Below are 26933 nucleotides of genomic sequence, written 5' to 3' on the forward strand. Positions count from 1 at the left end.
CAGAGATAAAATGAAGGTGTAAACAGATGAAAAAACAAAGAAAAAAATGGCGTGCTACGAAAGTCAAAGCGATGCTCATCGTTCTGTTCGTCCCCATTGCTGTCATCCTATTCACCTTGACAGCAATTATTTGGAGCAACATAAAAAATCCGGATTTAATCCGAAAATCTGCAAATACGCTGCTCGACCTGCAAGGCACTGTAATTCCGGAAGAATACATTCCGATTTACAAAGATGCCGCAGAAACATACGGTATTCCGTGGACATTGCTTGCAGCGCATCATCGGATTGAAACGAAATTTTCAACGATGGACCCACTCCTTTCTCCAGCGGGAGCAGAAGGACACTTGCAGTTCATGCCTTGTACGTTTGTCGGTTGGTCCTATCCGGGGTGTACGGGACTCGGAAAAGGGGAGATCCCAGAAGAAGACAAAACAAATCCCGATGTTATTAAAAAACACGGGGGATACGGCGTTGATGCGAACGGTGACGGTATCGCCGATCCATATGACATTGAAGATGCCATCTTTAGCGCCGCCAATTATTTAGCAAAAAGCGGCGCGGCTGACGGCAACTATGAGAAAGCCATTTACAATTACAATCACAGTGAAAAATATGTCCAAGATGTTCTTTGGTTTTTCAACGAATTTGAAGCACAGCAACTTGAAAAAGAAGACTAAAAAGATGGGCTGCAAAAGCACCCATCTTTTTTAGTTCCCATACTACAGGGGCATATTCTTTATGTTGCTTTCCGCATGGAGCGTAAAATAAAACTCGCCAAAAATACAAGAATAATCGCACCGATTAATGCTGGGAATACATAGAAATCCGAAACTCTCCAGCCCCAATTTCCAAGCAGCTTTCCGCCAATCCAAGCACCGATAATTCCTGCAATGATATTTCCAATAATTCCACCAGGTATATCCCGACCTAGAATAAGTCCAGCAAGCCAACCAATGACTCCACCGATAATTAAAAACCAGAGGAAACTAAGCATTGTTCTTCATCTCCTTTGTTATTGTAATCATAACGTCCTCCCTAGTATGAACAATTTCCTTTTTGTCAATACTTTAAACATGAAAGACGAGATTAATTACAATTAAGAAGACAAAAAATTAACGAACGACAACGGCTCCTAATGTATTTTCAAAATGACGCAGCGCCCATTCATGACCAGCTAAATCAAAGCTTGCGACACCTTTTTCGTGAACAACGAGATCAAAACCGCGATTGAACGCATCGACCGATGTATGAAGAATACAGATATCAGTACAAACCCCTACTAAATGGATTTCCGTGATGCCTCTCGCACGTAGCAATAGTTCTAAATCTGTTCCGGCAAAAGCGCTGAATCGTGTTTTATCCATCCAGTGGATTTCTTCTTTTCGTTCTTCATACAAATCCTGCAAAGTTCCATATAAATTGCGTCCGGCAGTGCCGCGGATGTTGTGGGGCGGGAACCTTTTTGTTTCAGGATGATACGGATCGTCCAAATCATGCACATCCACTGGCATGACAACAAAATGACCTTCATCTAAAAATTCCTTTGTCAGCCCGGTAATATAAGGTTCCAATGCAATACCCGGCTCACCGCAAGTTAACGCACCATCTTCTGCAACAAAATCTACCGTATAATCAATGACAAGCAATGCCTTTTTCAATGATCTAAACTCCCTTCAATATACCTAATATTCATTATCTTCAATTGTCCCACAAATAAAAATAATGGCAACAACAAACCGATAGCGTGCATGATCCATAGAATTAAATTCTCGCAAATTGCACGTCATTACATTTTCTTATGAAAGACTATAATTTTAATGTATTTTACTTATGTACTCTAGTATACTATGATGGAGTAGGTGTAAAGACACTTACTTAGAGCCTTTTCGGCACAGTAACAGACATAAGGAGGAATTCAGCAATGGCGAAAAGCAACCTACACAACAGCCGCCAATCATTCGAGTTGAACGGTAAGACATATAATTATTACCATCTTGCTGCACTCGAAGAAGCGGGTATTGCAAACGTTTCCAGACTGCCTTATTCAGTCAAAGTGCTACTTGAATCCGTCCTGCGCCAGCATGACGGCTATGTAATCAAAGACGATCACGTCGAAAATCTGGCAAAATGGGGGAAAGACGCGGACAAGGACGCAGAAGTACCTTTCAAACCATCCCGTGTCATCCTTCAAGACTTTACAGGTGTTCCGGTTGTTGTGGACCTCGCATCCCTTCGTTCAGCAATGGCTGAAATGGGTGGAGATCCAGATAAGATCAACCCGGAAATTCCAGTGGACCTCGTCATCGACCACTCGGTACAAGTTGACCGCTACGGGACACATGACGCATTACAATTGAACATGGAACTTGAGTTCGAGCGTAACGCCGAACGTTACCAATTCCTGAGCTGGGCGCAAAAAGCGTACGATAACTATCGTGCCGTGCCGCCTGCAACGGGCATCGTTCACCAAGTAAACTTGGAGTATCTTGCTAGTGTTGTACATGCAATTGAAAACGAAGACGGTACATACGAAACGTACCCGGATACACTCGTTGGTACTGACTCCCACACAACAATGATCAACGGAATCGGTGTGCTTGGATGGGGTGTAGGTGGAATTGAGGCGGAAGCAGGAATGCTCGGACAGCCTTCATACTTCCCAATCCCTGAAGTCATCGGTGTGAAGCTTGTGGGTGACCTACCAAACGGAACAACTGCTACTGACCTTGCACTAAAAGTGACACAGACACTTCGTGCACACGGTGTTGTTGGAAAATTCGTTGAGTTCTTCGGACCTGGCGTATCCAATCTTCCGCTCGCAGACCGTGCGACAATTGCGAACATGGCGCCTGAATACGGTGCAACTTGTGGATTCTTCCCAGTTGACGAAGAATCACTTGATTACATGCGCTTAACTGGCCGCGATGAAGAGCATATCCAAGTCGTGAAGCAATACCTAGTTGAGAACGACATGTTCTTCACAGCCGACAAAGAAGATCCAACGTATACAGAAGTCATCGAAATCGATCTTTCTAAAATCGAAGCGAACCTTGCTGGACCAAAACGTCCACAAGACTTGATTCCACTTTCAGACATGCAAAGCTCTTTCAAAGATGCTGTTGTTGCACCTGAAGGAAACCAAGGGTTCGGCTTGAAGGCAAAAGAGCTTGAGAAAACAGCGACAATCGAATTTGAAGATGGCCGCAACGTTGAGATCAAGACAGGTGACCTGGCAATCGCTGCAATTACGTCTTGTACGAACACTTCGAACCCATATGTCATGTTAGGTGCTGGACTTGTTGCAAAAAAAGCTGTCGAAAAAGGGTTAACACCACCAGCTTATGTCAAAACATCACTTGCGCCAGGGTCGAAAGTCGTAACGGGTTACTTGCAAGATTCTGGTCTTGACCAATACTTAGACCAAATCGGCTTCAACACAGTTGGATACGGTTGTACAACTTGTATCGGTAACTCTGGACCGCTTTTACCTGAAATTGAAAAAGCGATTATGGGCAACGACATGCTGATGTCTTCAGTTCTTTCCGGTAACCGTAACTTTGAAGGACGTATTCACCCGCTTGTAAAAGCAAACTACTTGGCTTCACCGCCACTAGTTGTTGCGTATGCACTTGCTGGAACGGTTGACATCGACTTTGAAAAAGATCCAATCGGTAAAGGAAAAGACGGAGAAGACGTTTACTTTAAAGACATTTGGCCTTCATCACAAGAAGTACAGGACGTTGTAAAAGCAACGGTTACGCCTGAGTTATTCCGTAAAGAGTATGCACGCGTATTTACAGAAAACGAAGCATGGAACAAAATCGAAACGACAGACGAAGCATTGTACGATTTCGATCCAAGCTCAACATACATTCAAAACCCGCCGTTCTTTGAAGGACTTTCAAAAGAGCCGGCAGACATTCAGAACCTATCTGGCCTGCGTGTCATCGGTAAATTTGGCGACTCCATCACGACGGACCATATTTCACCTGCGGGCGCGATCGGTAAAGATACGCCAGCTGGTAAATACTTGATCGAAAACGGTGTAACGCCGCGTTACTTTAACTCCTACGGTTCCCGCCGCGGTAACCACGAAGTGATGATGCGCGGTACGTTTGCGAATATCCGTATTCGTAACCAAATCGCAAAAGGCACAGAAGGCGGCTACACGACATACTGGCCGACGAAAGAAATTATGCCAATCTACGATGCTGCGATGAAGTATCAAGCGGATGGCACAGGTCTAGCGATCATTACAGGTAAAGATTACGGAATGGGCTCTTCCCGTGACTGGGCTGCGAAAGGTACTTCCTTACTCGGCATTAAAACAGTTATCGCGGAAAGCTATGAGCGTATCCACCGTTCGAACCTTGTTATGATGGGTGTACTGCCGCTTCAATTCCTAAACGGTGAAAACGCTGAATCACTTGGCTTAACAGGCGAAGAAGCAATTAGCGTAAACATTACGGACACAGTAAAACCTCGCGACATTCTAACAGTAACAGCAACTGCGAAAGACGGTTCTGTGAAAGAGTTTGACGTGCTTGCACGTTTCGACTCCGACGTAGAAGTTGACTACTACCGCCACGGTGGTATTCTACAAATGGTTCTTCGTGACAAAATGAAAAACAATTAATGATATCTTAGGTGTCCAATCTTAATTGGGCACCTTTTTTTCTTGTTATCTAGACTTCGGGTGCCTGTCGCATCTAGGCGGCGCCCTTCGCTTTTGTTTCGTCTAGCTCCGGGTGCCAGACGCTTGGGTCATAAGTCAATCCGACTTTGTGGCAAAACCCGCCACGCCGTCGAATCGCCTTATGCCTGTCGCGTCTAGGCAGGCACCCTCCGCTTTTGTTTAGTATAATGGACAAAGAGGTGAGGATTATGTTTATTAGTGAAAAAAAAGTCGAGGTACGCTATGCGGAAACGGATCAAATGGGTGTCGTTCATCATTCCAATTATTTAGTTTGGATGGAACTTGGCAGAACAGCGCTCATTCAAGAGCTTGGGTTTACATATGCCGGACTCGAGGCAGACGGCTATTTGGCGCCTGTCATCAATGTGTCGATTCAATATAAGTCAGCGATGAAGTACGGACAAACAGCGACTGTTCGCACTTGGATTGAATCGCATAAGAGACTGCGCACGGTGTATGGTTACGAAATTTTACACGAAGACGGGACCGTGGCAACAACTGCAACATCAGAACATGTCCTTGTCACGAAAGAAGAATTTAAACCTGTTCTTTTAAGCAAAGTGAATCCGGAATGGGATGCTGTTTACACGAAAGAACAGCGGGTGACGTCTTAATGGCTTTCGGCATTAAGCGCGAAGAACTTATACAATGGAAAAAAGCTGTTCAAAACGGCGAAATTGCTTTTCTTACGCATTATTGGCTTGACGAACGTTTTCCAGGATGTACAACCGTTACAAAGGTCGGCTGTGCGGATGTTGGTAAACTTGCACAGTGGGGAGCCCAATATGGATTAAAAAAGGAATGGATTGATCAGCGCAATGATTATCCACATTTCGATTTACTCGGCGAACGTCAACGAGACATTTTGTTGAAAGAAGGCATCAAAGATCAGTTGAAACGGTTTAATTTGATGCCCTTTCATTAAAGTGATTTTCGAAGCACGAATAATACCAAGCTCAGACCAATTGAAACGGCCAGGCTTGGTATTATTTATTGTAAAAAAGATTACGTATTGGAATATGGATAATTCTGAATTGCAAGAAACCACGCTAGTGCACATACAAACAAATAACCCGCAACTCATCCATCATATAACCATTATCTATCCCCGCACAATCCACTAAGTCCTCAATTTTACAAGCATTAGGCATAAGAATCTCACATTTTCTCATATAATTGGATAGTAAGCTAAGTCATACAGGTATGAGTAAATTAGTAAAACTTCGAAAAAACAGGTTTCAAATTGGCAAAAAAGGGAAATTTCAATGGTATCGCATCTAAGACAGTAGGTAGCCTTCGTTGCTTATGCCTCTGATTGAGCACTCATTCATTGTTCATTTTAACGGACTATGTACGTAAGGGGGCGTTCGTTCATGTAAGTCTCGAGGAGAATGAGGGGAAGGGTGAGGTCAAGGGCATTATGAATTTGATTCAGTAGGAGGAATGAAGAATGAGATTAGCCGGAAAAACGGCCATTATCACAGGTGGGGCGAATGGGATTGGGCTGGCGGCTTGTGGACGTTTCGCGGAAGAAGAAGCAACGGTCATTATGGCAGATTACGATGAAGCAACAGGGAAGCGGCATGAAAAAGAATTTCGCGCAAATGGTTTAGACGTAACATTTGTTAAACTGGACGTCACAGACCGTGAAAGCGTTTCCCAAATGGTGGAAACGGCCTTACAGCCGCATGGTAAAATTGATATCCTTATTAACAATGCAGGAATTTTGGCAGACGCGACGCTCGTTAAGATGGATCCGGTCGACTTTAAACGTGTGCTTGACGTTAATTTGACAGGTGTTTTTAATTGTACACAAGAAGTTGTCCCCCATATGATTCAAAATGGTTTTGGCAAAATTATTAATACATCTTCTGTAAGCGGTGTCTATGGCAATTACGGACAAACAAATTATGCTGCAACGAAGGCAGCTGTCATTGGCATGACAAAAACATGGGCAAAGGAACTTGGGAAAAACGGCATTAATGTCAATGCCGTTGCACCAGGCTTTACGTCTACCGCGATGGTGCAACAGATGCCAGAAAAAGTACTCGATCAAATGAAATCTAAAGTAGCCTTACGAAGACTTGGGATGCCAGAAGATATCGCAAACGCTTATTTATTTTTAGCAAGCAGTGAATCCGATTATGTGCACGGTCATGTCCTGCATGTCGATGGCGGCATCATGATGTAAGTCAGCTTTAGAAAATCCTCGCTGCAAAATGTAAAAAAAGCGGGGTGCATAAGGCACTCACGCTTTTTCGTATGTGTAGATTAATTCATTTAAACCGAGATCTACATCGACATGGAGATCATGCTCCGAAAAAAACCACTTGTCCCGTTCTTCAATATAGAAGCGAACCTCAGCTTGCTCCGTCTCCACCGCTATATCATCAGGCTCCGCTTTCCGCATTCCGATCGAAAACCCTTCATGCAAAGGACTACAGCCCCCGTAACGAGCAAAAAATTGGATACTGTCACCGCTTTCTACATCCATTTCTTCTTGAAACCAACGAATTGCTTCATTCGATAACACAATTTTCACTTCCGACACCAGCCTTTCTACTTCTTAGTATAACGTTACCACTTCACTTTTGGCTCAGTTCCCGCTTTAATGCGCGCAATGTTTGCACGGTGACGATAGAAAATGAAAAGACCAAACAGCGCAATCATAATCATTAAATAAAAATCCCCGGTTCGGACATAATGGTAGATACTATAGATAAAGGCAACGACCGCAACTGTCATCGATGAAAATGAGACCATTTTGGATCGTTTAAGGATAAAGGCGAAAGTAAGAATGGCAAGGATAAACAAAGGCCAATGATAGCCAAGTACAACGCCGCCAGAAGTCGCGACAGCTTTTCCACCTTTAAAGTTTGCAAAAACGGGAAACATATGACCGATTACTGCCATGATGCCTGGTAAAAGCGGATGAAGATCCGTCATTGCAAAGTAGGGAAGCATTAAAAGAAGTACCGCGGCCGTTCCTTTTAAAATATCCATGAGCGTAACGACAATCCCAGCTGTTTTTCCTAGCACACGAAATGTATTTGTTCCTCCAAGGTTGCCGCTTCCATGTTCGCGAATATCAGTCCGATAAAATAATTTTCCAACCCACAGGGCAGAAGGGATGGAGCCTAGCAGATAGGCAGCAAGCAATAATAAAAAAATGTTCATTATGTACCTCACTTTAATTTGTCTAAGTGATTTTAAGTGTAGCAGATCGAAGAACATGCGACAATCGGATAAATCTTGTCATTCCAATTGATAAGGGATGACCAACTTTTTCCCATCTCATTGCAATCACCTGATTTCTTCTATACAATTAATTGAGCAGAGTCTTAGAACGTTGATTTGACAGGCTTTCCAGCAATCATATATAATGATATAAAAGAGAACGTTCGTTTGATGGGGGTTGTAATTTGACGAAACAACAAGAAAAATATACGTATGACGATGATTCGATCCATGTACTGGAAGGGCTTGAAGCCGTACGGAAACGCCCAGGTATGTATATTGGATCGACCGATGCGCGCGGACTCCACCACCTCGTCTATGAAATCGTTGACAATGCGGTGGATGAAGCTTTAGCCGGATTCGGCACTGAAATAGACGTGACGATCCACGAAGATGGCAGTGTCAGCGTACGCGACTACGGTCGGGGGATGCCTACGGGTATGCACCAAATGGGTAAACCAACTGTCGAAGTCATTTTAACCGTTTTGCACGCTGGCGGTAAATTTGGACAAGGCGGATACAAAACAAGCGGCGGACTCCATGGTGTAGGAGCTTCCGTTGTGAACGCATTGTCTGAATGGCTGGAAGTAACGATTTACCGGGATGGCCATATGTACAAGCAGCGATTTGAAAATGGCGGTAAACCTGTCACAACACTTGAAAAAATGGGCAAAACGAAAGAAAAAGGAACGAAAATTCATTTCAAACCGGATGCCACGATTTTTTCAACGTTGAAATACCAATATGACACGTTAAGTGAAAGGCTTCGTGAATCAGCCTTCTTGTTAAAAGGGTTAAAAATTGAGCTAAAAGAAGCAGCATCCGACAAGCATGATGTTTTCCATTATGAAACAGGCATCGAAGCATTTATTGCCTATTTGAATGAAGAAAAGGACGTTCTGCATGATGTTGCCTACTTAGACGGAGAGGCAGATGACATCGAAGTCGAATTCGCTTTCCAATTTAGCGACGGTTATTCTGAAACGATTTTATCATTTGTGAACAACGTCCGAACAAAAGATGGCGGAACGCATGAAACTGGCGCCAAGGCGGCGATGACACGTGTATTCAACGAATATGCGAGAAAGACAGGATTATTAAAAGAAAAAGACAAAAATTTAGACGGGGCGGACATTCGTGAAGGATTAGCTGCGATCGTCTCTGTCCGCATTCCGGAAGAAATTTTGCAGTTTGAAGGGCAAACGAAAGGTAAGCTTGGTACGAGTGAGGCAAGAAGCGTCACGGATGCGATCATCTCCCAGAAGTTGCAGTATTACTTAGAGGAAAACGCAGAGCTAAGCGCTTCGCTCGTACGTAAAGCCATTCGAGCGCATCAAGCAAGAGAGGCTGCGCGAAAAGCGAGAGAAGATGCACGCTCCGGCAAAAAGAGAAGAAGATCCGATACGCTCCTTTCCGGTAAGCTAACGCCGGCACAATCGAGAAATGCGGCAAAGAACGAATTGTACCTTGTCGAAGGGGATTCCGCGGGCGGTTCCGCCAAACAGGGCCGTGACCGAACATTCCAAGCCATTTTGCCGCTCAGAGGTAAAGTCATTAATACCGAAAAAGCCAAGCTTGAAGACATTATGAAAAACGAAGAAATCAATACGATTATTCATGCGATCGGCGGCGGAGTCGGATCGGATTTTAACATTGAGGACATCGCGTACGACAAAGTCATTATTATGACCGATGCCGATACAGACGGCGCGCATATTCAAGTGCTATTGTTAACGTTTTTCTACCGTTATATGAAACCGCTCATTGAAGCGGGTAAAGTGTATATCGCCTTGCCGCCGCTTTACAAAGTATTTAAAGGCGTCGGGAAAAAGGAAAAAGTTGAATACGCCTGGACGGAAACAGACTTGGATGCAGCCATTCAAAAAATTGGGAAAGGCTACATGCTCCAGCGCTACAAAGGGCTCGGGGAGATGAACGCCGACCAACTATGGGAAACAACGATGAATCCCGAAACTCGAACGCTCATCCGCGTGACAATCGAAGACAGTGCGACGTCAGAACGACGCGTCACCACTTTAATGGGCGACAAAGTCGAGCCGAGAAGACGCTGGATTGAAGATAACGTCGACTTCGGCATGACAGACGAGCAGAATATATTAGACAATGAATTTTTGCATGTCGAGGGGGATTTTGAATGACATTTTCGGAACGTTACCAGGATCTTCCCTTGGAAGAAGTTATCGGAGATCGATTTGGACGCTATAGTAAATACATCATCCAGGACCGCGCTCTGCCAGATGCTAGAGACGGTCTTAAACCTGTACAGCGGCGAATTTTATACGCCATGTACCATGAAGGAAATACACATGAGAAGGCATTCCGTAAATCGGCGAAAACGGTCGGGAATGTCATCGGGAATTACCATCCGCACGGTGATACGTCTGTTTACGATGCAATGGTGCGGATGAGTCAAGATTGGAAACTGCGTCATATGCTCATTGAAATGCATGGGAACAATGGTTCAGTGGACGGGGATCCAGCAGCTGCTATGCGTTATACAGAAGCAAGACTTTCTGCGATCGCCGGTGAAATGCTGCGGGATATCGGCAAAGAAACCGTTGATTTCATCCCAAACTTTGACGACACCGAACCAGAACCGACTGTTCTTCCTGCGCGCTATCCAAACTTACTTGTGAACGGCTCAACAGGCATTTCAGCGGGGTATGCAACCGATATACCGCCGCATGCACTGCATGAAACGCTTGATGCGGTATTAATGCGTATCGACAATCCGCAAGCGACTGTCGACGAGCTCATGACGGTTTTAAAAGGACCCGATTTTCCGACTGGCGGGATCATTCAAGGGACCGACGGCATTAAACAGGCCTACAAAACAGGTAAAGGACGTTTCGTCATTCGTGCCAAAACGGAGATCGAATCGTTAAAAGGCGGGAAATCACAAATTGTCGTAACGGAAATTCCGTACGATGTGAACAAAGCAAATCTTGTGAAGAAAATCGATGAGCTGCGTCTGGATCGCAAATTAGACGGCATTGCAGATGTGCGGGACGAATCCGACCGGACAGGCTTGCGCATTGTCATCGAATTAAAAAAAGACATTGACGCCAATGGCCTTCTGCAATTTTTATTGAAAAATACGGATCTGCAAGTAACCTATAACTTTAATATGATTGCAATTTCTGGAAGACGTCCGACACTTATGTCGCTGCCGATGCTCTTAGATGCCTATATTGACCACCAAAAAGAAGTCGTAACGCGCAGATCCGAGTATGATATTCGAAGAGCAAAAGATCGTCTGCATATTGTAGAAGGACTCATGAAGGCGCTATCCGTTTTAGATGAAGTCATTCACACAATCCGCGCGTCTACAGATAAGCGCGATGCGAAAAACAATTTGATCGCAAAGTTTTCATTTACAGAAGTACAGGCGGAAGCGATCGTTTCTTTGCAGCTATATCGTTTAACGAATACGGACATCACTGAATTGAAAAAAGAAGAGGAAGAGCTGCGCAAGCTCATTGAACAGCTCGATGCCATCTTAAAAAGTGATAAAAAGCTCGCTTCAGTCATTAAAAAAGAATTATCCGCCATTCGAAAACAATTCGCAGAGCCAAGAAGATCCATTATCGAGGAAGAAATCGAAGAAATTAAAGTTGATCTTGATATTCTTGTCCCAAGCGAAGAAGTTATCGTTTCGGTGACGAAAGATGGGTATGTGAAGAGAACGAGCGTGCGTTCTTATAGCGCATCCAATGGTGTTGGGGAAGAGATGAAGGAATCGGATTACAGCATATTAGAAGCGACGATGAATACCCAGCATCATTTGTTATTGTTTACGTCATTTGGAAACTATCTATACCAGCCGGTTCATGAATTGCCCGATATTAGGTGGCGGGATCTTGGCCAACATATTTCAAGTATTATCCCGCTTGAGCAAAATGAAGAAATTATCGCCGCAATTGGGATTGAAAAATTCAACGAAGATTTAAGTATCGTAACCGCATCTTCAAACGGCAATATTAAGCGTTCAAAGCTAGAAAGTTTCCAAGCGCAGCGGTATTCCCGCACGTTAAAAGCGATGAACATTAAAAAAGAAGATCGGATGGTTGACGCGAAGCTTGTGAAAGGGGAAGAAGATGTCATCTTAATTTCCCATCAAGCATATGCCGTACGATTCCCATTGACTGAAATCGGAGATACAGGCGTGCGTACGGCCGGGGTCCGGGGCATTCAGTTAAAAGATGGCGATACGCTTGCATCAATGGAAATCGTTGAAGATGAAAGTCTATCGCTGCTCATTGCAACCCAACGCGGAAATGTGAAACGAATGAATTTGAAAGAGCTAGAAAGCGGTACACGTGCGAAGCGTGGTCTCACCGTATTAAAGGAATTAAAAACGAATCCTTACCGTATTATTGGGACTGAAATGGTCACGCCGAACGATATCGTCGTTTTATTAACAGATGAAGAAGTGAAAGTGCCGATCGCCGCAGGTTCACTGCGACTCGTCGATCGCACGTCAAACGGCAGTGCCATGACGAATGAGAAAAAAGACGGTAAAGTGACAAGTTTGTATAAAGATCCGAAAGCTGAAGTTGAATAATTTGTTAGGAGATCACGGGACAGAGTAACGTCCCGTGACTTTTTTTATGCAATCGATTATAATAATTCGAGATGCGAAATAATAAGACAATTGAATAGAATGGGGAATGCGTATGTGGAGAAATCACAACGTTTGGATTATTTTAATGGGTGAAATGATCGCAGGTCTAGGGTTATGGACGGGAATCATTGGAAATCTAGAGTTTATGCAAGAAAAAATACCGTCTGATTTCGTAAAGGCGTTAATTATGTCGGCTGGCTTGCTGGCTGGTTTACTTGTAGGGCCCTTGGCAGGAAAAACGATTGATCGATCGAAGAAAAAAACAGTACTGCTAGTGGCTGGACTGGGTCGAATGGTGAGTGTCGTATTTATGTTAGTTGCACTTGCGACAGGATCGGTTTGGTGGATGGTTGCCTTTATGATTAGCATCCAATTATCGGCAACTTTTTATTTCCCCGCATTGCAGGCAACGATTCCACTTGTTGTGAAAGAAGAGCATTTGCTGACGATGAACGGCTGGCATATGAACGTTGCCACCATCTCACGCGTTGTTGGAACCGCATTGGCAGGCATTATGCTCGTTTATTGGTCTTTATCATCACTTTATATCATTTCAATGGCAGCTTATGGCGCACTTTTACTGTTCACCCTTATGCTTCGAATCGATGAAGGGGAGAAGCGGGAAGCAAAAGTGAAAAATGTGGAAAACAAAGGCGGTTTTATGGAAGTTTTCCCGGTGTTAAAAGCGTATCCAGCGGTCGGCATGACGTTAATGATGACGTTAATTCCACTGCTTTTTATTGGCTCTTTTAATCTAGTGGTTATTAATATCAGTGAAATTCAAAACTCCGCATCTATTAAAGGGCTCATTTATGCATTTGAAGGGATCGCATTTATGATCGGTACGGTTGCTGTGAAATCGCTTGCGAAGAAGTGGGGCACAGCGTCGATTTTATTTTCCTTCGCCAGCCTAGTAGCAGTATCTGAGTTTATGCTTTATTTTGTGCAATCACAGGCCATTACGTTAGCTGCATTTGCGATATTAGGCTTTGCATTAGGCTGTTTTTTTCCAACCGCAATGGTCGTTTTTCAAAAACAAATGCCAAAAGCCTATCATGGTCGATTTTTCTCGTTCAGAAATATGTTGGAACGCATGATGTTCCAAGTCGTTTTATTAACGACAGGAGCGTTTCTAGACATCGTCGGACTGCAAACGATGGTCATCTTATTCGGCTTGATCAGCATGACAATGACAGCAGTGTTTTTTGTGCAAACGAAGAGAAGAAACATTCAATTGGGGCAACCGAACGAGAAGGATCTGGAGTACAGTTGATGTTTTTACAATTTAGTAACGAGAATTGAGCAAAAGGATATCTTTTTAAGGTATCCTTTTTAATTTGATTGAAAATAAGACAAAAAAACCGAACTTTTTCTATTTGAAAGTTCGGTGTACCTAGTCTATAGGAATTAAAGTAGTAAGAAATAAATTTTCAAGTAAATCTTCACTTGTCACAGACCGAATCATCGCTTGCATGTAAACGTTACGATCCATGTGATCATACGTCCATAAGAATCCTTTCGACCTGGCAAAGGCTTGTATAAAAATACGAATGGTACGGCCATTGCCTTCACGAAAAGGGTGAAGCATATTTAACTCCGATTTGAAATATGCTAACCTCTTAGCTGCATACCCTAGGGAATCCCAAGTCGATTCGATTGTTAATTGAGCAAATAAATCAGCGGCATAGGCATCCAAAAACTGCACTTGGCAAAAACGCGTACCGCCTTTCATTAATTGTACATCTCGAAATTGTCCCGCAAATGTGTAGAGATCCTGGAAAAGGTGATAGTGGAGATTGACAAAATCATCTAATGTAAAAGCACTGATTTGATAGGCACCTTGTTCAATTTGTGCCGCACGTATAGAAAAAGTAAAAGCTTCAGCACGTTCCAATTCAGTAGAATCAGTTATTCCTAAAAGGTTGTGCTTTAAAAGATACTCATCGTTTTCAAATTCATTATACTTTGTCATTTGCTAAGGCTTCCTTAATCAATGCCGGAGTGATCCTTATACCGGAATTGACGATTTCAAGAACCTTTTTCTGAAGTGAATGACTTAAATGTAAGTTTTCTAGCTGCATATTTTTCATTACACGGTTAAACTCAGGAGAATTTAATTGAATTTGCTTCATATCATAAACTCCTTTCTGCAGTTTAATTATAAACCGAATCATAAACTTTTTCCACTTTATCTAGGAGTTGGTTATGGTTGAAATGAAAAGGTATTGAAGGGGTTGAACTTTCAGACTATTACAGATCGGATTCATCAAGCATTTTCTAGACAGGGTTATAAAGGAACAACAAAATTTTTGAAACGAATAGAGGCAAAACAAAATTTTCTACTGTCGGATATGATTTATTTGGTGGTGATCGAAGAAGCAAAACGAGCAACATAATAAAGCTATACATATTCAATATGTTTGAAATTAAGATAAAAACAGGTTAAGTAAAATTTCTAATACAATGTGAATTTTACACATTTTTCTTCTTTTATCTCACTGTCTCAAGTATACTTTGAAATGAAACGCAACTTCTTATAATTTATATTATGTAAACTAAAATATTTTTAAACGAAAAAGGGGTAGTTTTTGCCATCCCCTTTAGTAATGGATCTACTTAATCATATTCGCACTGTATTCAATCACATCATTCACAAATACTTTGTTTCTTTTGGCGAAATCGCGAACTTCTTCCAACAACTCTACATCATAAGTTGTTTTATATTGTACACGATCTCCAGGCCTTGCACTTGTTTTAATCATTTTAGGATCTGGTTGCTGCTTTAAAACTTTTCCCAATCCAATTTCAATTAAATAATTGGTATGCGTATTTTGATCGTCGGCTATCGTTTTTAATCTCTCTAATATCGATTTACTCATATTCGTGCGAAATGAAATTCTAGAGCTGATTTGCGTATGGACTAGCTTTCCATCGTTATCCAATGTCCACCTAGGAATTTCGCGATCGTCGTCGGTATAATAAGGTTGCTCCGAATGCTGCGTCATATAAACTCTTTTGTAAATGATAAAATCACTGTCGGAAGCGTTTTCATAAATAATATTCGCAAGCCTGCTTACTTCGAATTTCCCCTTGACCCATACCCGGTAAATAGTATTTCCTGTTGCGGTTGTAAAGAATGTTGTTTTGGCCTTTAGATTCCATGAAAGAAACACATTAAGCAACCCTTGTGCAAATTCATTACTTCCTGTCGTCACATGCATTGCATATCCTTCTTTACCTACATAACCATCACCATCAATCACACCTCTTACAAATGAAGGCAAAAATTCATCTGGCACCTTAGGAAATGCCATCGTTAAAGACTTGACAGGATGAATCCCCATAGCAGCGAGATCTTCCTTTATTATTTTTGAATTGATAAGTAGTACCGGTGTTGTTCTTGTCGATCCCGGAGGCGCGATCACATAGTCAGCATCCATATACTTTGCAATTAATCGAAGTAGTCTTTCGTCTTTCTGTGCGAAGCTAATGCTATGCGTACGTTTGTTTACATGGCCATCTGTCACAAACATTCCTAATACCCAAGCCATTTCATGTGACCACCGTTTAAAGAAATGTTCATTCACTTTATTTTTGCGCGGCTGACCCGCATATCGTTCGCGGTTCATCGGAATGCCATGCTTATGGATCACATTGCGTATCGCTCGATCAGAAATTCCAACGATCGGAACCATTTCTTTAAAAGGCATCCCGCTTTTATAAAGTTTAATAATGATTTCATCTGTTATTCCAGGATTTCTAGGCATAACTCCCCCACCGTTCGAAAATAAGTAGACTTCACAATAATCTGGCCCGTTTGTAAGGCGCGAACGTAATCGCTTACTAATCAATTGCACGCGGCGAAGCGGGAATTGACTCAGGCCCAACTAAAAACAGCAGACCCCAGTATTTTTAAGTTCTGATTTTTGCCAATGTTAATCCCTTTCTTTTTCAGTCCATAAAACTTTATATAAAAATGCAAGCTCTGTTTCTTCAATGCCGGCAGGTAGTTCCCCATATTTGCAGATCATCATCTTCGGCTAAAGTGCCATTTAGCTGGAAAAATTCAATATGCCCCACTCCTGTTTTACTAACAAGCAAACTTTCTTTTTCACTCATAGTATATGGCTCAATGGTTATTTTCCTATTTGAGGATGCTTTACCTTTTCCTGCCTCCGCGCACCCTCCCAACAGCAGGATAAGAATTACATATAAGCAGTAGCGATTAAATCCCCGCATTTTTCCCCCTCCAATCAATTTACCGGGAATTTTTCCTATTCATTGTATGTTCAATTGAAAACTAAACATACAATCCATTCCATAGGTGGTAAATCTTTTAAAAAATAAGGCGCAGTGCTTCTTTAACAGCTGCGCCTTATCATGGAATCACTAAAATATGATCCTAATCCAAAAATCAATTCGTTCTTCTTTAACGAACGCTCCCCGATAGTTTAAGTACATTACTTCACATTGTATCATTTTGGACAGTCCAGTTAAAAAATCCTTTTACTTCTTTTCAACATATAATGTTTGGGATCTAACTTAAAGGAGTGAAAACACATGGGATTTTTCCAGCCCGAGGGAACAATGGCACCACAATTTCCTCCCCCACCTTTCGTACCACCAAAACCTTCTGTATCGTATCTCATTGACTGTGTCTATCAAAACACTTATGTATGGCTTATAAATGGGGACCAATTCTGGTTTTACCCAACCCGCGTTGAATCTGGTGAAGTATCTGGATATAGATGGAATGGTGCCTTCTGGCAATTCTATGGAATTGACTCGAGATTCATAGATGCTGTCTCCTGTCCACCTAGCCCTACATTATACTAAACCATTTAATATGAATAAGCCGAAACGAACAATTGTTCTGATAGGTGAAAAAGGGCATTTTCGATAATATACATTTATTTTCCTTACTTCTGGAACGTATAAGCGATTTTTGGATGGCTTAGACAGAAAAACAAAGGAAATCGGGAGCCCCCTGTCCTATTCATGTATTATATGAATAAACTTAACCAGAACAATTGTTCTTCACGCCGAAAAAGGGCATTTTTGACAACAAACAAGGAGATAAATTCGGTTAGGTAATCGAATATTCGTTAAATTAGGCTACTGAATCGGACTTAATGATCCAATCATCGCCAGGAAGGTGCTGCTTAGTGAATATTTTCGACAATTTAAACAAAATTAAAAGACTTCAAGATAAAAAAACACTGATTCCGCCCTCGATGGAATCAGTGTCTTTTCATTTTCAATTATCATTTCCGTAAAATCTTCTCCATCGCTTTTCCCTTTGCCAACTCATCGATCAGCTTATCCAAATAGCGAATCTCCCGCATTGTTGGTTCTTCGATATCTTCCACTCGTACACCGCAAACCACCCCTTTGATCAAAGCCCGCGAAGGATTCAGTTGAGGGGCTTCTGCAAAGAAAGTCTCAAAGTCTGTCTGCTTCTCCAGTTGCGCTTCGAACTCTTCTTGGCTATAACCAGTCAACCAACGGATGATTTCATCGACTTCTGTTTTCGTACGTTCTTTTCTCTCGGCCTTTTTCACGTAATGGGGATAGACACTCGCGAAACTCATTGTATAGATCTTATGATTAGTCATGAAAACACCTCGTTTTATATCTGTTTAATCCTCGGGTGTTGTAACGGTTACACCACGTTCCGCAAATACTTTTTTAGCAACTGTTAACGCGTTTAGCACACTTGGGAATCCTGTGTACGGAATGAGATGCATGATACATCCTACGATCTCTTCCGGTTTTAACCCAACGTTAAGCCCAGTATTGATATGCATCTCAATTTGCGGCTTCCCTTGCGCAACGAGAGCTGTAATGGTCGTCAATACTTTTTGCTTGTTATCCAATCCCGGACGTGAATAAATGTCACCAAAAGCAAATTCAACAACATATTTGCTTAAATCAGGCGCAATATCTTTAAATCCTTCACCGATATCCATGCTACCGGTTGGATTGTTATCGTCTGATAACGTAAGCTCTTTTAATTTCTCTAAACCTTGTTGATAACGATCTTTTGCCAATTCAAAATCCCCCTCGATTAATTCATTACTACTTTATTCCATAATTAACGCTTGAATTTTTTCATAAAACGTTAGTAAATGGAAATATTTATAATTATTTTAACAATTCTAGTATATAGCCTTTAGAAAAATAAGTAAAATGAATCATAGTTTCATCATGTTGTGCTCCTAAAATCTTCTGCAGCGCCGGTCTTTAGCCATTTCGCTGTTACTGTTTCCGCTTGTACCATTTCTTCCGGCGTCCCTTCAAATACAATTTGTCCGCCCCGTTTTCCCCCGCCTGGCCCTAATTCGATAACCCAGTCGCTCGCTGCGATAAAATCTAGATTGTGTTCGACGATGATCACAGAATTCCCTCTGTTAACAAGGGTTTGAAATACATCTAAGAGCTTTCCGTTATCTTTTGCGTGTAGACCTACGGATGGCTCGTCCAACACATAGATTTGCCCTTCTTTTTGTAAGTAGCTTGCAAGTTTGAGGCGCTGGACTTCCCCGCCGCTTAGCGAGCTTGTCGTCTGTACTAAAGTTAAATACCCTAATCCTACGTCTTTTAGCGTATTCACTCTTTTGATGATTTTTGGTAGTTTAAAATAGTTTACCGCCTCATCGATCGTTAACGCTAAAATTTCCACTATATTTTTATCCTCATATCGATAGGACAGTGCTTCGTCTGAATATCTTGTTCCGCCGCATGCCTCACATGTAGTTGTCACTGGATCTGCAAATGCTACGTCTGGAGTTGTGACGCCTTTTCCTTCACAGATCGGGCATGCCCCTAAGGAGTTGAAGCTAAACAAACCTGCAGGACGCCCTGTTTGCTTTGATAATAGCGAGCGAATATCATCCATGATGCCCATATAGGTAGCGAGTTTCGAACGGCTGGAGATGCCGATACTGCCTTGCCCGACCATGATCGCTTCCGGATAGCTTTCTGGGAATGCTTCCAACAGTAAAGAACTTTTCCCTGAACCAGCTGCCAAAAGAACTTTGACTCAAAAAATCGGTAGCAGAATCTATTGGCGGATTTCCGATGCGTGAAAATAACAGCCTCATTAAATGGCTGAATATCCATATACGTGCCGACTGTTGAGCGAGCATTACCGCTTGCAGGTCTTTGCTCTACGACGACAACTGGGCTTAAGTTTTGCATAAGCGCAGCATGAGGTCTTTCGTATCTTGGCATTTGATTTCTCACATAGAGTGGATAGTTCAACGTCATTTGTCTTCTGCTTTCCGCTGCGATTGTATCAAAAACAACTGAACTTTTCCCCGAGCCAGAAAGCCCGGTGAACACATTAATTTTTCCTTTCGGTATGGTTAGATCTACATTTTTCAAGTTATTTTCTTTCAACCCTCTTAAAATGATTTGATCTTTTAATTCTGCCACTGTATCACCCTTTCTGATTTCAGCCGCGAATTGGAAACATTTTCATAAGTGTGCCTGTAAGTTTACTCATTTATGGTTAATCTATTACCTCAACTCGGTACATCGTATTACCAGACACATTAGGAAACTTAACGCACGTACATTCTCCTGTATTATACTGTGTTTTCGAATCCAAAGCCCTTTTAAACACATTTGCTAAAGAGATATCGGGTAGTCAAAAAGTGAAATAGTTGTCAGTATAACGATTTAACCGTATAATAAAGTTAAAGATTGAATAGCGTAAAAAAGGCCATTCGATGTTCGCGCATCGAATGACCAATTGTAACAGCAGGTTCCCTCAAGGGGATCGGCGTTTGGAGAAAAAAATAATCCATCCTAATTGAGCCGTTAACTCAAGGATGGGTTATTTTTTATGGTTAAATGAAAGTATCGATACGATTAACACGCCAAAAGTAAGCATAAGCATTAATGATTCGAAGACTGACATTAGCACCACCCCCTTTCATACGGGAGTGTGCCAACCATCCTTGAGTTACCTATTCTATTACTCTCTCATTATACCATACGTACGTTCCACGACCACCAAAGTGAAAGTACTTTTATGAAAGCTCTAACAAACTATCATTCGAATCTACTTTTTCCTCTTCCCATCATCAGTCCATTTCTCCCATAGATAATGAAATACCGGATTCATTTTAACCATGACCGCATACCCTAAAGCCATAATGATAATGGAAATCGGACGAATCGACTGGCCTGTGAAGACTTCGAAGAAGAATATATAAGTTAAAGTGACGGGAAGGCAAATGCCTAAAATATGGATGTAGAAAATGAATTTATAAATATTCATAACGCTCTCCTTCTCTTCCTGTATTTCCAAAATTAAACTGTATCTTTCTCATTCGATTCCTAATAATATGCTTATGGAATAGATAAGGACTTAAGGAGGATATAATGAATAAACAAATAAGCAAAATAGTCATGTTAACACTATTGTTACTGACAACACTTTTTACTAATACACCTGCTCATGCTGCAAATGTATCTTCCGCTTACATTTCTGTAGATAATCAATTAATCAAAACAAATTATACAATGCAAAATGGCCATCTGATGGTACCAGATCTATTTTTCAAACATACCGGTGCAACTGTTAATCGGAATGAAAAATACAATTCCATTGCGATCGAAAGAAATAATATTGTTGCGATGCCTTTAGGTAAAAATTATACCGATTACTATGTGAAGGCGAAAAATAAATGGATCCGTGAGTATATGGGCTCAACGACGACAATGATTAACGGACGTCCTTACATCAATTTAGTCGTGACCGCGCAAAAATTAGGGATGACGGTTACATACGATCCAAAAATCAATCGAACATTTATCAAAACAAACAATGATGCAAACCAACCAATCGCCTATCATAAAGTAAATACAACAGCGAAAAAGATTGCTTTAACTTTTGACGATGGTCCTGACAGCCTAATTACACCGCAAATTTTGGATGTTTTAAAAGCAAAAGGTGTACCTGCTACATTTTTCGTTGTCGGCAACCAAGTGTCTACATTCCCGCAATTAGCAAAACGGATGGTGAATGAAGGACATACCATCGCAAACCATACTTGGGATCATCCGGAACTTTCCAAGCTGTATACATCCCAGGTAATTGAACAGATTACATCGACAAATAAAATCATCAAAAATGTCACTGGTGTAAACGCCGCCTTATTCAGACCTCCATATGGCGATTACACAGCGGCCGACGCGCTTATTTTTGAACGTCTTGGGTTCAAAAATATCCTTTGGTCCGTAGATACCATTGATTGGAATGGAACATCAGCCGATGAAATACTAAAAATTGTTCACCGAGATAAATCCCCCGGCGGTATTGTCCTGCAGCACAATTTCCAGAATCAGAAATTAGCAGGTACTATAAAAGCACTTCCACAAATGATTGATCAATTAAGAGCAGAAGGTTATACATTTGTGACGATCGACAGCTTGTTAGCCAAATAAAATATGAAAAAGCCAAGTTCCTGTTCGCGGGAACTTGGCTTTTTAGCTGAATAATCTAGAACAGTCCCCTGCTCCTCTTCTCCAATTTTACATCGCTTCCTCATCGCTTACCACTCTTAAAACATAATGCAAATATTTACGTACTTGCGTCACCCGCTCAGTCAATGATGCGGCTACGATCCCATAGAAATGTTCGCTTTCTTCCGTTTTGTAAAGAATCCGAACCGTCCTTCTTTCATCTGGCCAATAGCCAACTAATACATTCGTTTCTTCCATTTCACGTGCAACGTTGTACATATAGCCGTTGGAAGGCGCCCATCCAAACAAACTATTCAATTGATCTTGCACTTCAGCCATATAAAAAGAAGGACGTGTCAGGCTCAGTCTAAGCGCCATAAATCGCACAACGTCTTTTACAGATAGCAACTTTGAGATAAAGGAACGAAAGTCTTCATGCAGCGGTTCCACTTCACCTTGTGCAGGCAGTCCATTTCTAGTCAAAAAATAATAGAACCGATCGATCACGGTAGAAACTTCACTAAATCGATGTGCATAAACCTTTTCATATTCCTGCAGACGTTTGATCCCTTCTCCAGTAACTCGAAAGATCTTTTTTCTCCCTTCAATTTGAGAAGATAGAAAACCATCTTTTTCTAAATAATTAGCAGTGCGTGCGACATACTCATAAGAAACGGAACGCCCCGGGAATTCTAAGTTAAATTGTTCATAGAGTGCTCTTGAATAATTTTCTCGTTCAAGAATCGATCGTAATAAGAACATAGCTAATGCATCACCAACACTAAAACCGACAGCTTGTTGAAATGACGGTATATTCATACTGAACACTCCCAATCTTTTTAATAATCATATACCTCGTTCGTCCATAATTCAAATGTAATGTCCTTTGCGACGTTCCCCTTCTCTTATAAAGTTTTCATTTTCACATCAATCCCTTCGACTGTCAGTTAAGCGATTGCGCGGGGATAAATAATCGTTGTATAATAGACTAGTTGCGGTCAATATGTTTATATATGTACTAGAAAGGTTTCTTATAATTCTAAAATATGCATATCCTAGGCGATCTAGATTGGATTGTTATTTTCTCGGAACGCCTGTATAAATAAAAAGCCTAATTTCTCAACGTTAGATTGAGAAATTAGGCTTTTTCACGAACGCACTCTGTTAAATAATGAAGTTTATTTAAATCGATTGATTGAAAAAGGAGTAATGTTTTGTTCAGTCTTCCCTGAAATAATCAATTCACTTAAAATCTGTCCAATCACACTGCTAAATTTAAAGCCATGTCCTGAGAAACCCGATGCAATGGCAACGTTTGAATAGTTAGGATGCAAATCGATGATGAAATCTTCATCAGGAGTAAGTGTATACATACAGGTCTTACCGTACTTCAATTGTTGTGTAGAGGGCATATAGTGATGTAAAAATCGCCTTACATCTGTCGCGTCTCCCTCGAGTTCACCAAATCCGGGAATGTCCTCATCTGGATTGATTGTTTCTCCTCCATCATGTCGGCCTACTTTTAATCCGGAACCATTGATGCTTGGAAAACCATAATATTGTCCTTGAGATGTCTCAAACGAAAAGGCCGGAAAATCCTTGTGGTTATATAAATCTTCATTGGCATGAAACCAGGCAAATGTTTTTCTTACTGGGTTTAGAGGAAGATTTAAATCCAATATAGAGAGGAGACTTTCTGACCATGCTCCCGCTGAAATTACTAACGCATTAGCGTTAAAGATTTGATCCTCGGTTTTGACGGTAACTCTTTTATCATGAACCGATAATTCCTTTACTTTGCTATTGGTTACGATGGTAGCTCCGTGTCGCTCTGCAAGTTCTCGATAAGCTTCAATGCATTCCTCACATTTTAGCACTCCTGATGTCGGTTCAAAGCACCCAATGTAGTTGTCCGGTAAAGTGATGCCTGGCCAACGCTTATTTACTTCACTCGAATCTAAAACCTCAAGTGGCAATGAATAGGCTTTTGAACTTGAAATGATGTTCTGAATAAAATCCGTTTTTTCATAGCCTACGTTTAAAACCCCGGTTTCGAGAAACAATTGTCTTCCCGTCACTTTCTCTAAGTCGTTCCATAACTCTTGGGCCTTGAGCGTCAATGGAACGTATTCTTCACCTTCGCCATACGCATGCCGAATGATTCTCGTGTCTCCGTGATGACTCCCTTTGTTATGAGGCGGGTTAAAAGAATCTACTAATAAAGTTCTTTTCCCACTCTTTGATAGAAAATAACCTGCCGCCATCCCCATCGAACCCGCGCCAATTACAATTACGTCATAATGCACAGTGCATTACCTCCCTCGCAAATAAAAACCGCTACAACTAACATCTTAAGTATTGGCTGCTATTCTCTTATTTTAACTACTATTCTAACACTTAACAATCACCCTAACCTGCTTCGTTTAGCTGAAGCATATTCCTTTACAATCTCATTGATAGATAACTAATGTTCTTTTAACATAATTCCAGTTGCTGCCAAACGCGCTTGGGATGTTGCGCTAACAGCTTCAGCCGGCGTGTGCAAGATTTAGGAGCGCCCCTTTATACTGATCATGATGATCGGCACGCCGCTCGCCATTTACTACCCCAATAATAATCCCCGGAATGCAATTATTTTCCAACGATTTCCCCAGACTAATTTAACGGCTTCCAGTAAAGTTCTTTTCCGTCATTCTCAGTTGGCTTTTTTACAAATTCAATACACCCCTCTTGGCATTCTCCAAACTTAATAAAGTTTTTTTATGTATGTCTCCCTCGCATAATACTTGAGTGATTGTGCGGGGATGGTTGATAATTGTATAATAGTATTAATTGCGGGCAATCTGTTTATATATGTACTGACAAGGTATGCTGAATTTACACTATATACATGGTTGTTTTTTACGTTAACAAATTGACAACAAAAAAACACCAAGCAAGAAACAGTTGAACTGTTTCCCGTTTGGTATTTTTAATCAGACATCTTACTTTCTTACAACTTCTTCACAAACTCCGATTTCAACTTCATCGCACCGATTCCATCAATTTTACAATCGATATCATGTCCATCTGCGCTGCCATCCACTAATCGAATGCCTTTTACTCTCGTTCCTTGTTTGACAACCGATGAACTTCCTTTTATTTTTAAATCCTTAATAACGGTAACCGTATCTCCATCGTTTAGTACATTTCCGTGCGCGTCTTTAATCACTTCGGCTTCATTCGCTTCCTCTTGTGATTCCAATGTAAACTCATGCGCACATTCCGGACAAACGATTAAGTTTCCATCTTCATAGGTGTATTCAGAATTACACTTTGGGCAATTTGGTAAATTTGACATATTTCTTCCTCCATTTCATACATCCACCAGTATACCACATTCTGAATAACGTTATAAATAGAGGGGGAATTTGATCTTTATTCGTGAATTAATACGTTTCGGATCCAATAACGCCCATTTTCATCCATTACCACATGATATTCCTTATTGCGTGCGTAAAGTGAATGCTCTCCGGCCGTATTCGTAAATTCAAATTCTTCAAACGTATGAACCGAAGCATACCCATCCAAAATATCAATGGACGTCACCGTATTATTTGTGAAATCAAACACCATGCCTTGCCCCGTGATGTCATCGATATACTGCGAAAACTCCTTATAGGCCAAACTCTCTGGAACAAGCATATCTTCGATCCATTCAAACGCTTCATAAGCCAATGCCATTTCATAAAAATCCCGGAAAGCTAACACAAAATAAGTAAGCGATTCATCGTCAAACACATATGAACTTTGATTTTCAACCACCAGATCATCGTCCTCATCATGCCGCTCATTCGTATCACTATCATGATTCACATACACATGCGAATCATAAACCCCGAAAACAGCAGCTACTTCCTCGGAGCTCATCGGGGCATTTGCCCACTGACCGATTAAACCTTCCACACTATACATCGGAATTGCAAACCCAAAAAGATTATTCTCTTTATAAATTAAAGAATTAATGCCAATTACTTGACCTGTTTTGGCGTCTAGCAAAGGGCCGCCACTGCTTCCCTTATCAATTTGCGCATCAATTTGGTACACCTTCTCATAAAGAAAACCAAGTTCTAAATCTCGATTGAGTCCTGTCAAATAACCAATAGAGGCAGAATTCTCAAACCCTTGTGGACTGCCTAGTGCAATCACTTCTGTACCAATTGGAGATTCCTTTTGCATTGTCTGTAACGGTTGCGTGTTTTGATAGGCAGCGGCGTAGATCAGTGCAACATCAGAGCGATCGGAAATCCCAATCACTTTGCCTGGCGATTCTTTTCCATCCGCATTGCGGACTGTCACATCAGTAAAACCAGCGACAACATGTGCGTTCGTGATAATATAACCGCCTTCTTTATACAAAAAACCTGACCCGAAGCTTTCGGTAGTTAAAATTGTAAATACTTTAGGCATCGCTTCTCGTATGATGCTCGTTTTTTCTTTTTCTTCCACGGAAGTCACAATCGCTTTTGACTGTTCTTCGGAAGCATTTATTTCAATTGGGGTCTCACTTGGCCCTTCAAGGTGTAATTCCCGGGTGGATGTTTCTTGCGATTCGGAGACCGTTAAAAATCCGTAGCCGATTCCGCCAAGCAGAAGGAAAAAGCAGACAATCGCAATGATGACCATCCAGCCTTTTGAAAAAAGACGTCGTACATCCGGCATTGGCTTTCCACAGTTGCTGCAAAATTTTGCCGTTGCTTCATTTTTTTCGCCGCACTTTGAACAAAACATAGCCCCACCCCCGTTATGATCGACAATGTTCTAGATACCGTTATTATAACATTTGTGTGAAAATTAAAAACACACCACCCCTATGAAGAAGTGATGTTTTTTCCGGCA

General features: G+C 41.5%; 25 protein-coding genes and 1 pseudogene. 9 read left to right on the plus strand and 17 right to left on the minus strand.

The window, feature by feature from the left end; translation table 11 throughout:
* The first annotated feature begins 26 nt into the window (after nucleotides 1-26).
* Nucleotides 27-680, plus strand: a complete 654-nt coding sequence (locus AU377_RS07285) for a lytic transglycosylase domain-containing protein (RefSeq protein WP_067406288.1) — start codon at nucleotides 27-29, stop codon at nucleotides 678-680.
* 59 nt (nucleotides 681-739) lie between these two features.
* Here the strand turns inward: AU377_RS07285 and AU377_RS07290 are convergent, their stop codons facing one another.
* The gene (locus tag AU377_RS07290; protein ID WP_067406291.1) at nucleotides 740-997 is read right to left on the minus strand and encodes a GlsB/YeaQ/YmgE family stress response membrane protein; all 258 of its coding nucleotides are present in this window, start codon (nucleotides 995-997) and stop codon (nucleotides 740-742) included.
* A 118-nt stretch (nucleotides 998-1115) separates the two neighbouring features.
* Nucleotides 1116-1661, minus strand: coding sequence for a cysteine hydrolase family protein (locus AU377_RS07295; RefSeq protein ID WP_067406296.1), 546 nt, complete (start codon nucleotides 1659-1661; stop codon nucleotides 1116-1118).
* Nucleotides 1662-1924: 263 nt separating this feature from the next.
* Between AU377_RS07295 and acnA the strand changes: the two genes are divergently transcribed.
* From acnA to fabG, 4 genes are all read left to right on the plus strand, one after another.
* Nucleotides 1925-4639 (plus strand): aconitate hydratase AcnA, encoded by a 2715-nt coding sequence (gene acnA, locus AU377_RS07300; RefSeq protein WP_067406298.1) that lies wholly within the window; start codon nucleotides 1925-1927, stop codon nucleotides 4637-4639.
* 248 nt (nucleotides 4640-4887) lie between these two features.
* The gene (locus AU377_RS07305) at nucleotides 4888-5313 is read left to right on the plus strand and encodes a thioesterase family protein (protein ID WP_067406301.1); all 426 of its coding nucleotides are present in this window, start codon (nucleotides 4888-4890) and stop codon (nucleotides 5311-5313) included.
* Complete coding sequence (locus AU377_RS07310) at nucleotides 5313-5624, plus strand: hypothetical protein (protein WP_067406304.1); 312 nt, start codon at nucleotides 5313-5315, stop codon at nucleotides 5622-5624. The genes AU377_RS07305 and AU377_RS07310 overlap by 1 nt, the downstream gene beginning before the upstream one ends.
* A 525-nt stretch (nucleotides 5625-6149) precedes the next feature.
* Nucleotides 6150-6890, plus strand: coding sequence for a 3-oxoacyl-ACP reductase FabG (fabG, locus tag AU377_RS07315; RefSeq protein ID WP_067406307.1), 741 nt, complete (start codon nucleotides 6150-6152; stop codon nucleotides 6888-6890).
* Nucleotides 6891-6947: 57 nt separating this feature from the next.
* Here the strand turns inward: fabG and AU377_RS07320 are convergent, their stop codons facing one another.
* Together AU377_RS07320 and plsY are read right to left on the minus strand one after the other, a co-directional pair.
* Complete coding sequence (locus tag AU377_RS07320; RefSeq protein ID WP_067407214.1) at nucleotides 6948-7241, minus strand: HesB/YadR/YfhF family protein; 294 nt, start codon at nucleotides 7239-7241, stop codon at nucleotides 6948-6950.
* Nucleotides 7242-7276: 35 nt separating this feature from the next.
* Nucleotides 7277-7876: a glycerol-3-phosphate 1-O-acyltransferase PlsY gene (gene plsY, locus AU377_RS07325; RefSeq protein WP_067406310.1), complete on the minus strand. Its 600-nt coding sequence runs from the start codon at nucleotides 7874-7876 to the stop codon at nucleotides 7277-7279.
* A gap of 245 nt (nucleotides 7877-8121) precedes the next feature.
* Here plsY and parE point away from each other — a divergent pair, with 245 nt between their 5' ends.
* The 3 genes from parE (at nucleotide 8122) to AU377_RS07340 (ending at nucleotide 13854) form a co-directional block, all read left to right on the plus strand.
* Nucleotides 8122-10095, plus strand: coding sequence for a DNA topoisomerase IV subunit B (parE, locus tag AU377_RS07330; RefSeq protein ID WP_067406313.1), 1974 nt, complete (start codon nucleotides 8122-8124; stop codon nucleotides 10093-10095).
* A complete protein-coding gene (gene parC, locus AU377_RS07335; protein ID WP_067406316.1) occupies nucleotides 10092-12521 on the plus strand; it encodes a DNA topoisomerase IV subunit A in 2430 nt (809 codons plus the stop codon). The genes parE and parC overlap by 4 nt, the downstream gene beginning before the upstream one ends.
* Before the next feature lie 112 nt (nucleotides 12522-12633).
* Nucleotides 12634-13854 carry an MFS transporter gene (locus AU377_RS07340; RefSeq protein WP_067406319.1) on the plus strand — a complete coding sequence of 407 codons (1221 nt, stop codon included), beginning with the start codon at nucleotides 12634-12636 and terminating at the stop codon, nucleotides 13852-13854.
* A gap of 120 nt (nucleotides 13855-13974) precedes the next feature.
* On the opposite strand, the gene AU377_RS07345 is transcribed toward AU377_RS07340, so the two are convergent.
* The 9 genes and pseudogenes from AU377_RS07345 to AU377_RS07385 form a co-directional block, all read right to left on the minus strand.
* Nucleotides 13975-14553, minus strand: coding sequence for a Fic family protein (locus AU377_RS07345; RefSeq protein ID WP_067406322.1), 579 nt, complete (start codon nucleotides 14551-14553; stop codon nucleotides 13975-13977).
* Nucleotides 14540-14713, minus strand: a complete 174-nt coding sequence (locus AU377_RS15495; RefSeq protein WP_253724415.1) for a Zn-dependent hydrolase — start codon at nucleotides 14711-14713, stop codon at nucleotides 14540-14542. Before AU377_RS15495 ends, AU377_RS07345 begins: the two co-directional genes overlap by 14 nt.
* Nucleotides 14714-15193: 480 nt before the next feature.
* The gene (locus AU377_RS15500) at nucleotides 15194-16348 is read right to left on the minus strand and encodes an LAGLIDADG family homing endonuclease (RefSeq protein WP_156450405.1); all 1155 of its coding nucleotides are present in this window, start codon (nucleotides 16346-16348) and stop codon (nucleotides 15194-15196) included.
* Between the two features lie 226 nt (nucleotides 16349-16574).
* Nucleotides 16575-16820, minus strand: a complete 246-nt coding sequence (locus AU377_RS07360; protein WP_067406328.1) for a hypothetical protein — start codon at nucleotides 16818-16820, stop codon at nucleotides 16575-16577.
* A gap of 1025 nt (nucleotides 16821-17845) precedes the next feature.
* A complete protein-coding gene (locus AU377_RS07370; RefSeq protein ID WP_067406334.1) occupies nucleotides 17846-18196 on the minus strand; it encodes a DUF2200 domain-containing protein in 351 nt (116 codons plus the stop codon).
* A gap of 24 nt (nucleotides 18197-18220) precedes the next feature.
* On the minus strand, nucleotides 18221-18631 hold the full coding sequence (locus AU377_RS07375; RefSeq protein ID WP_067406337.1) for a carboxymuconolactone decarboxylase family protein: 411 nt from the start codon (nucleotides 18629-18631) through the stop codon (nucleotides 18221-18223).
* Between the two features lie 155 nt (nucleotides 18632-18786).
* Nucleotides 18787-20018, minus strand: a pseudogene (locus AU377_RS07380) (hypothetical protein).
* A gap of 403 nt (nucleotides 20019-20421) precedes the next feature.
* Nucleotides 20422-20505 carry a putative holin-like toxin gene (locus AU377_RS15905; protein WP_368664426.1) on the minus strand — a complete coding sequence of 28 codons (84 nt, stop codon included), beginning with the start codon at nucleotides 20503-20505 and terminating at the stop codon, nucleotides 20422-20424.
* Nucleotides 20506-20649: 144 nt separating this feature from the next.
* A complete protein-coding gene (locus AU377_RS07385; RefSeq protein WP_067406343.1) occupies nucleotides 20650-20868 on the minus strand; it encodes a hypothetical protein in 219 nt (72 codons plus the stop codon).
* Nucleotides 20869-20972: 104 nt separating this feature from the next.
* On the opposite strand from AU377_RS07385, the gene AU377_RS07390 reads away from it, so the two are divergent.
* Entirely contained in the window at nucleotides 20973-22037 is a 1065-nt protein-coding gene (locus AU377_RS07390) for a polysaccharide deacetylase family protein (RefSeq protein ID WP_082731960.1), read from the plus strand.
* 87 nt (nucleotides 22038-22124) lie between these two features.
* On the opposite strand, the gene AU377_RS07395 is transcribed toward AU377_RS07390, so the two are convergent.
* The 4 genes from AU377_RS07395 to AU377_RS07410 form a co-directional block, all read right to left on the minus strand.
* Entirely contained in the window at nucleotides 22125-22874 is a 750-nt protein-coding gene (locus AU377_RS07395) for a hypothetical protein (protein ID WP_067406346.1), read from the minus strand.
* A 359-nt stretch (nucleotides 22875-23233) separates the two neighbouring features.
* Entirely contained in the window at nucleotides 23234-24361 is a 1128-nt protein-coding gene (solA, locus tag AU377_RS07400; protein WP_067406349.1) for an N-methyl-L-tryptophan oxidase, read from the minus strand.
* A 686-nt stretch (nucleotides 24362-25047) separates the two neighbouring features.
* Entirely contained in the window at nucleotides 25048-25395 is a 348-nt protein-coding gene (locus AU377_RS07405) for a zinc ribbon domain-containing protein YjdM (protein WP_067406352.1), read from the minus strand.
* Nucleotides 25396-25472: 77 nt separating this feature from the next.
* Complete coding sequence (locus tag AU377_RS07410; RefSeq protein ID WP_067406355.1) at nucleotides 25473-26825, minus strand: trypsin-like peptidase domain-containing protein; 1353 nt, start codon at nucleotides 26823-26825, stop codon at nucleotides 25473-25475.
* Between the last annotated feature and the right edge of the window lie 108 nt (nucleotides 26826-26933).

It is taken from the genome of Sporosarcina sp. HYO08, assembly GCF_001563475.1.
In the GTDB taxonomy this organism is placed as follows: Bacteria; Bacillota; Bacilli; order Bacillales_A; family Planococcaceae; genus Sporosarcina.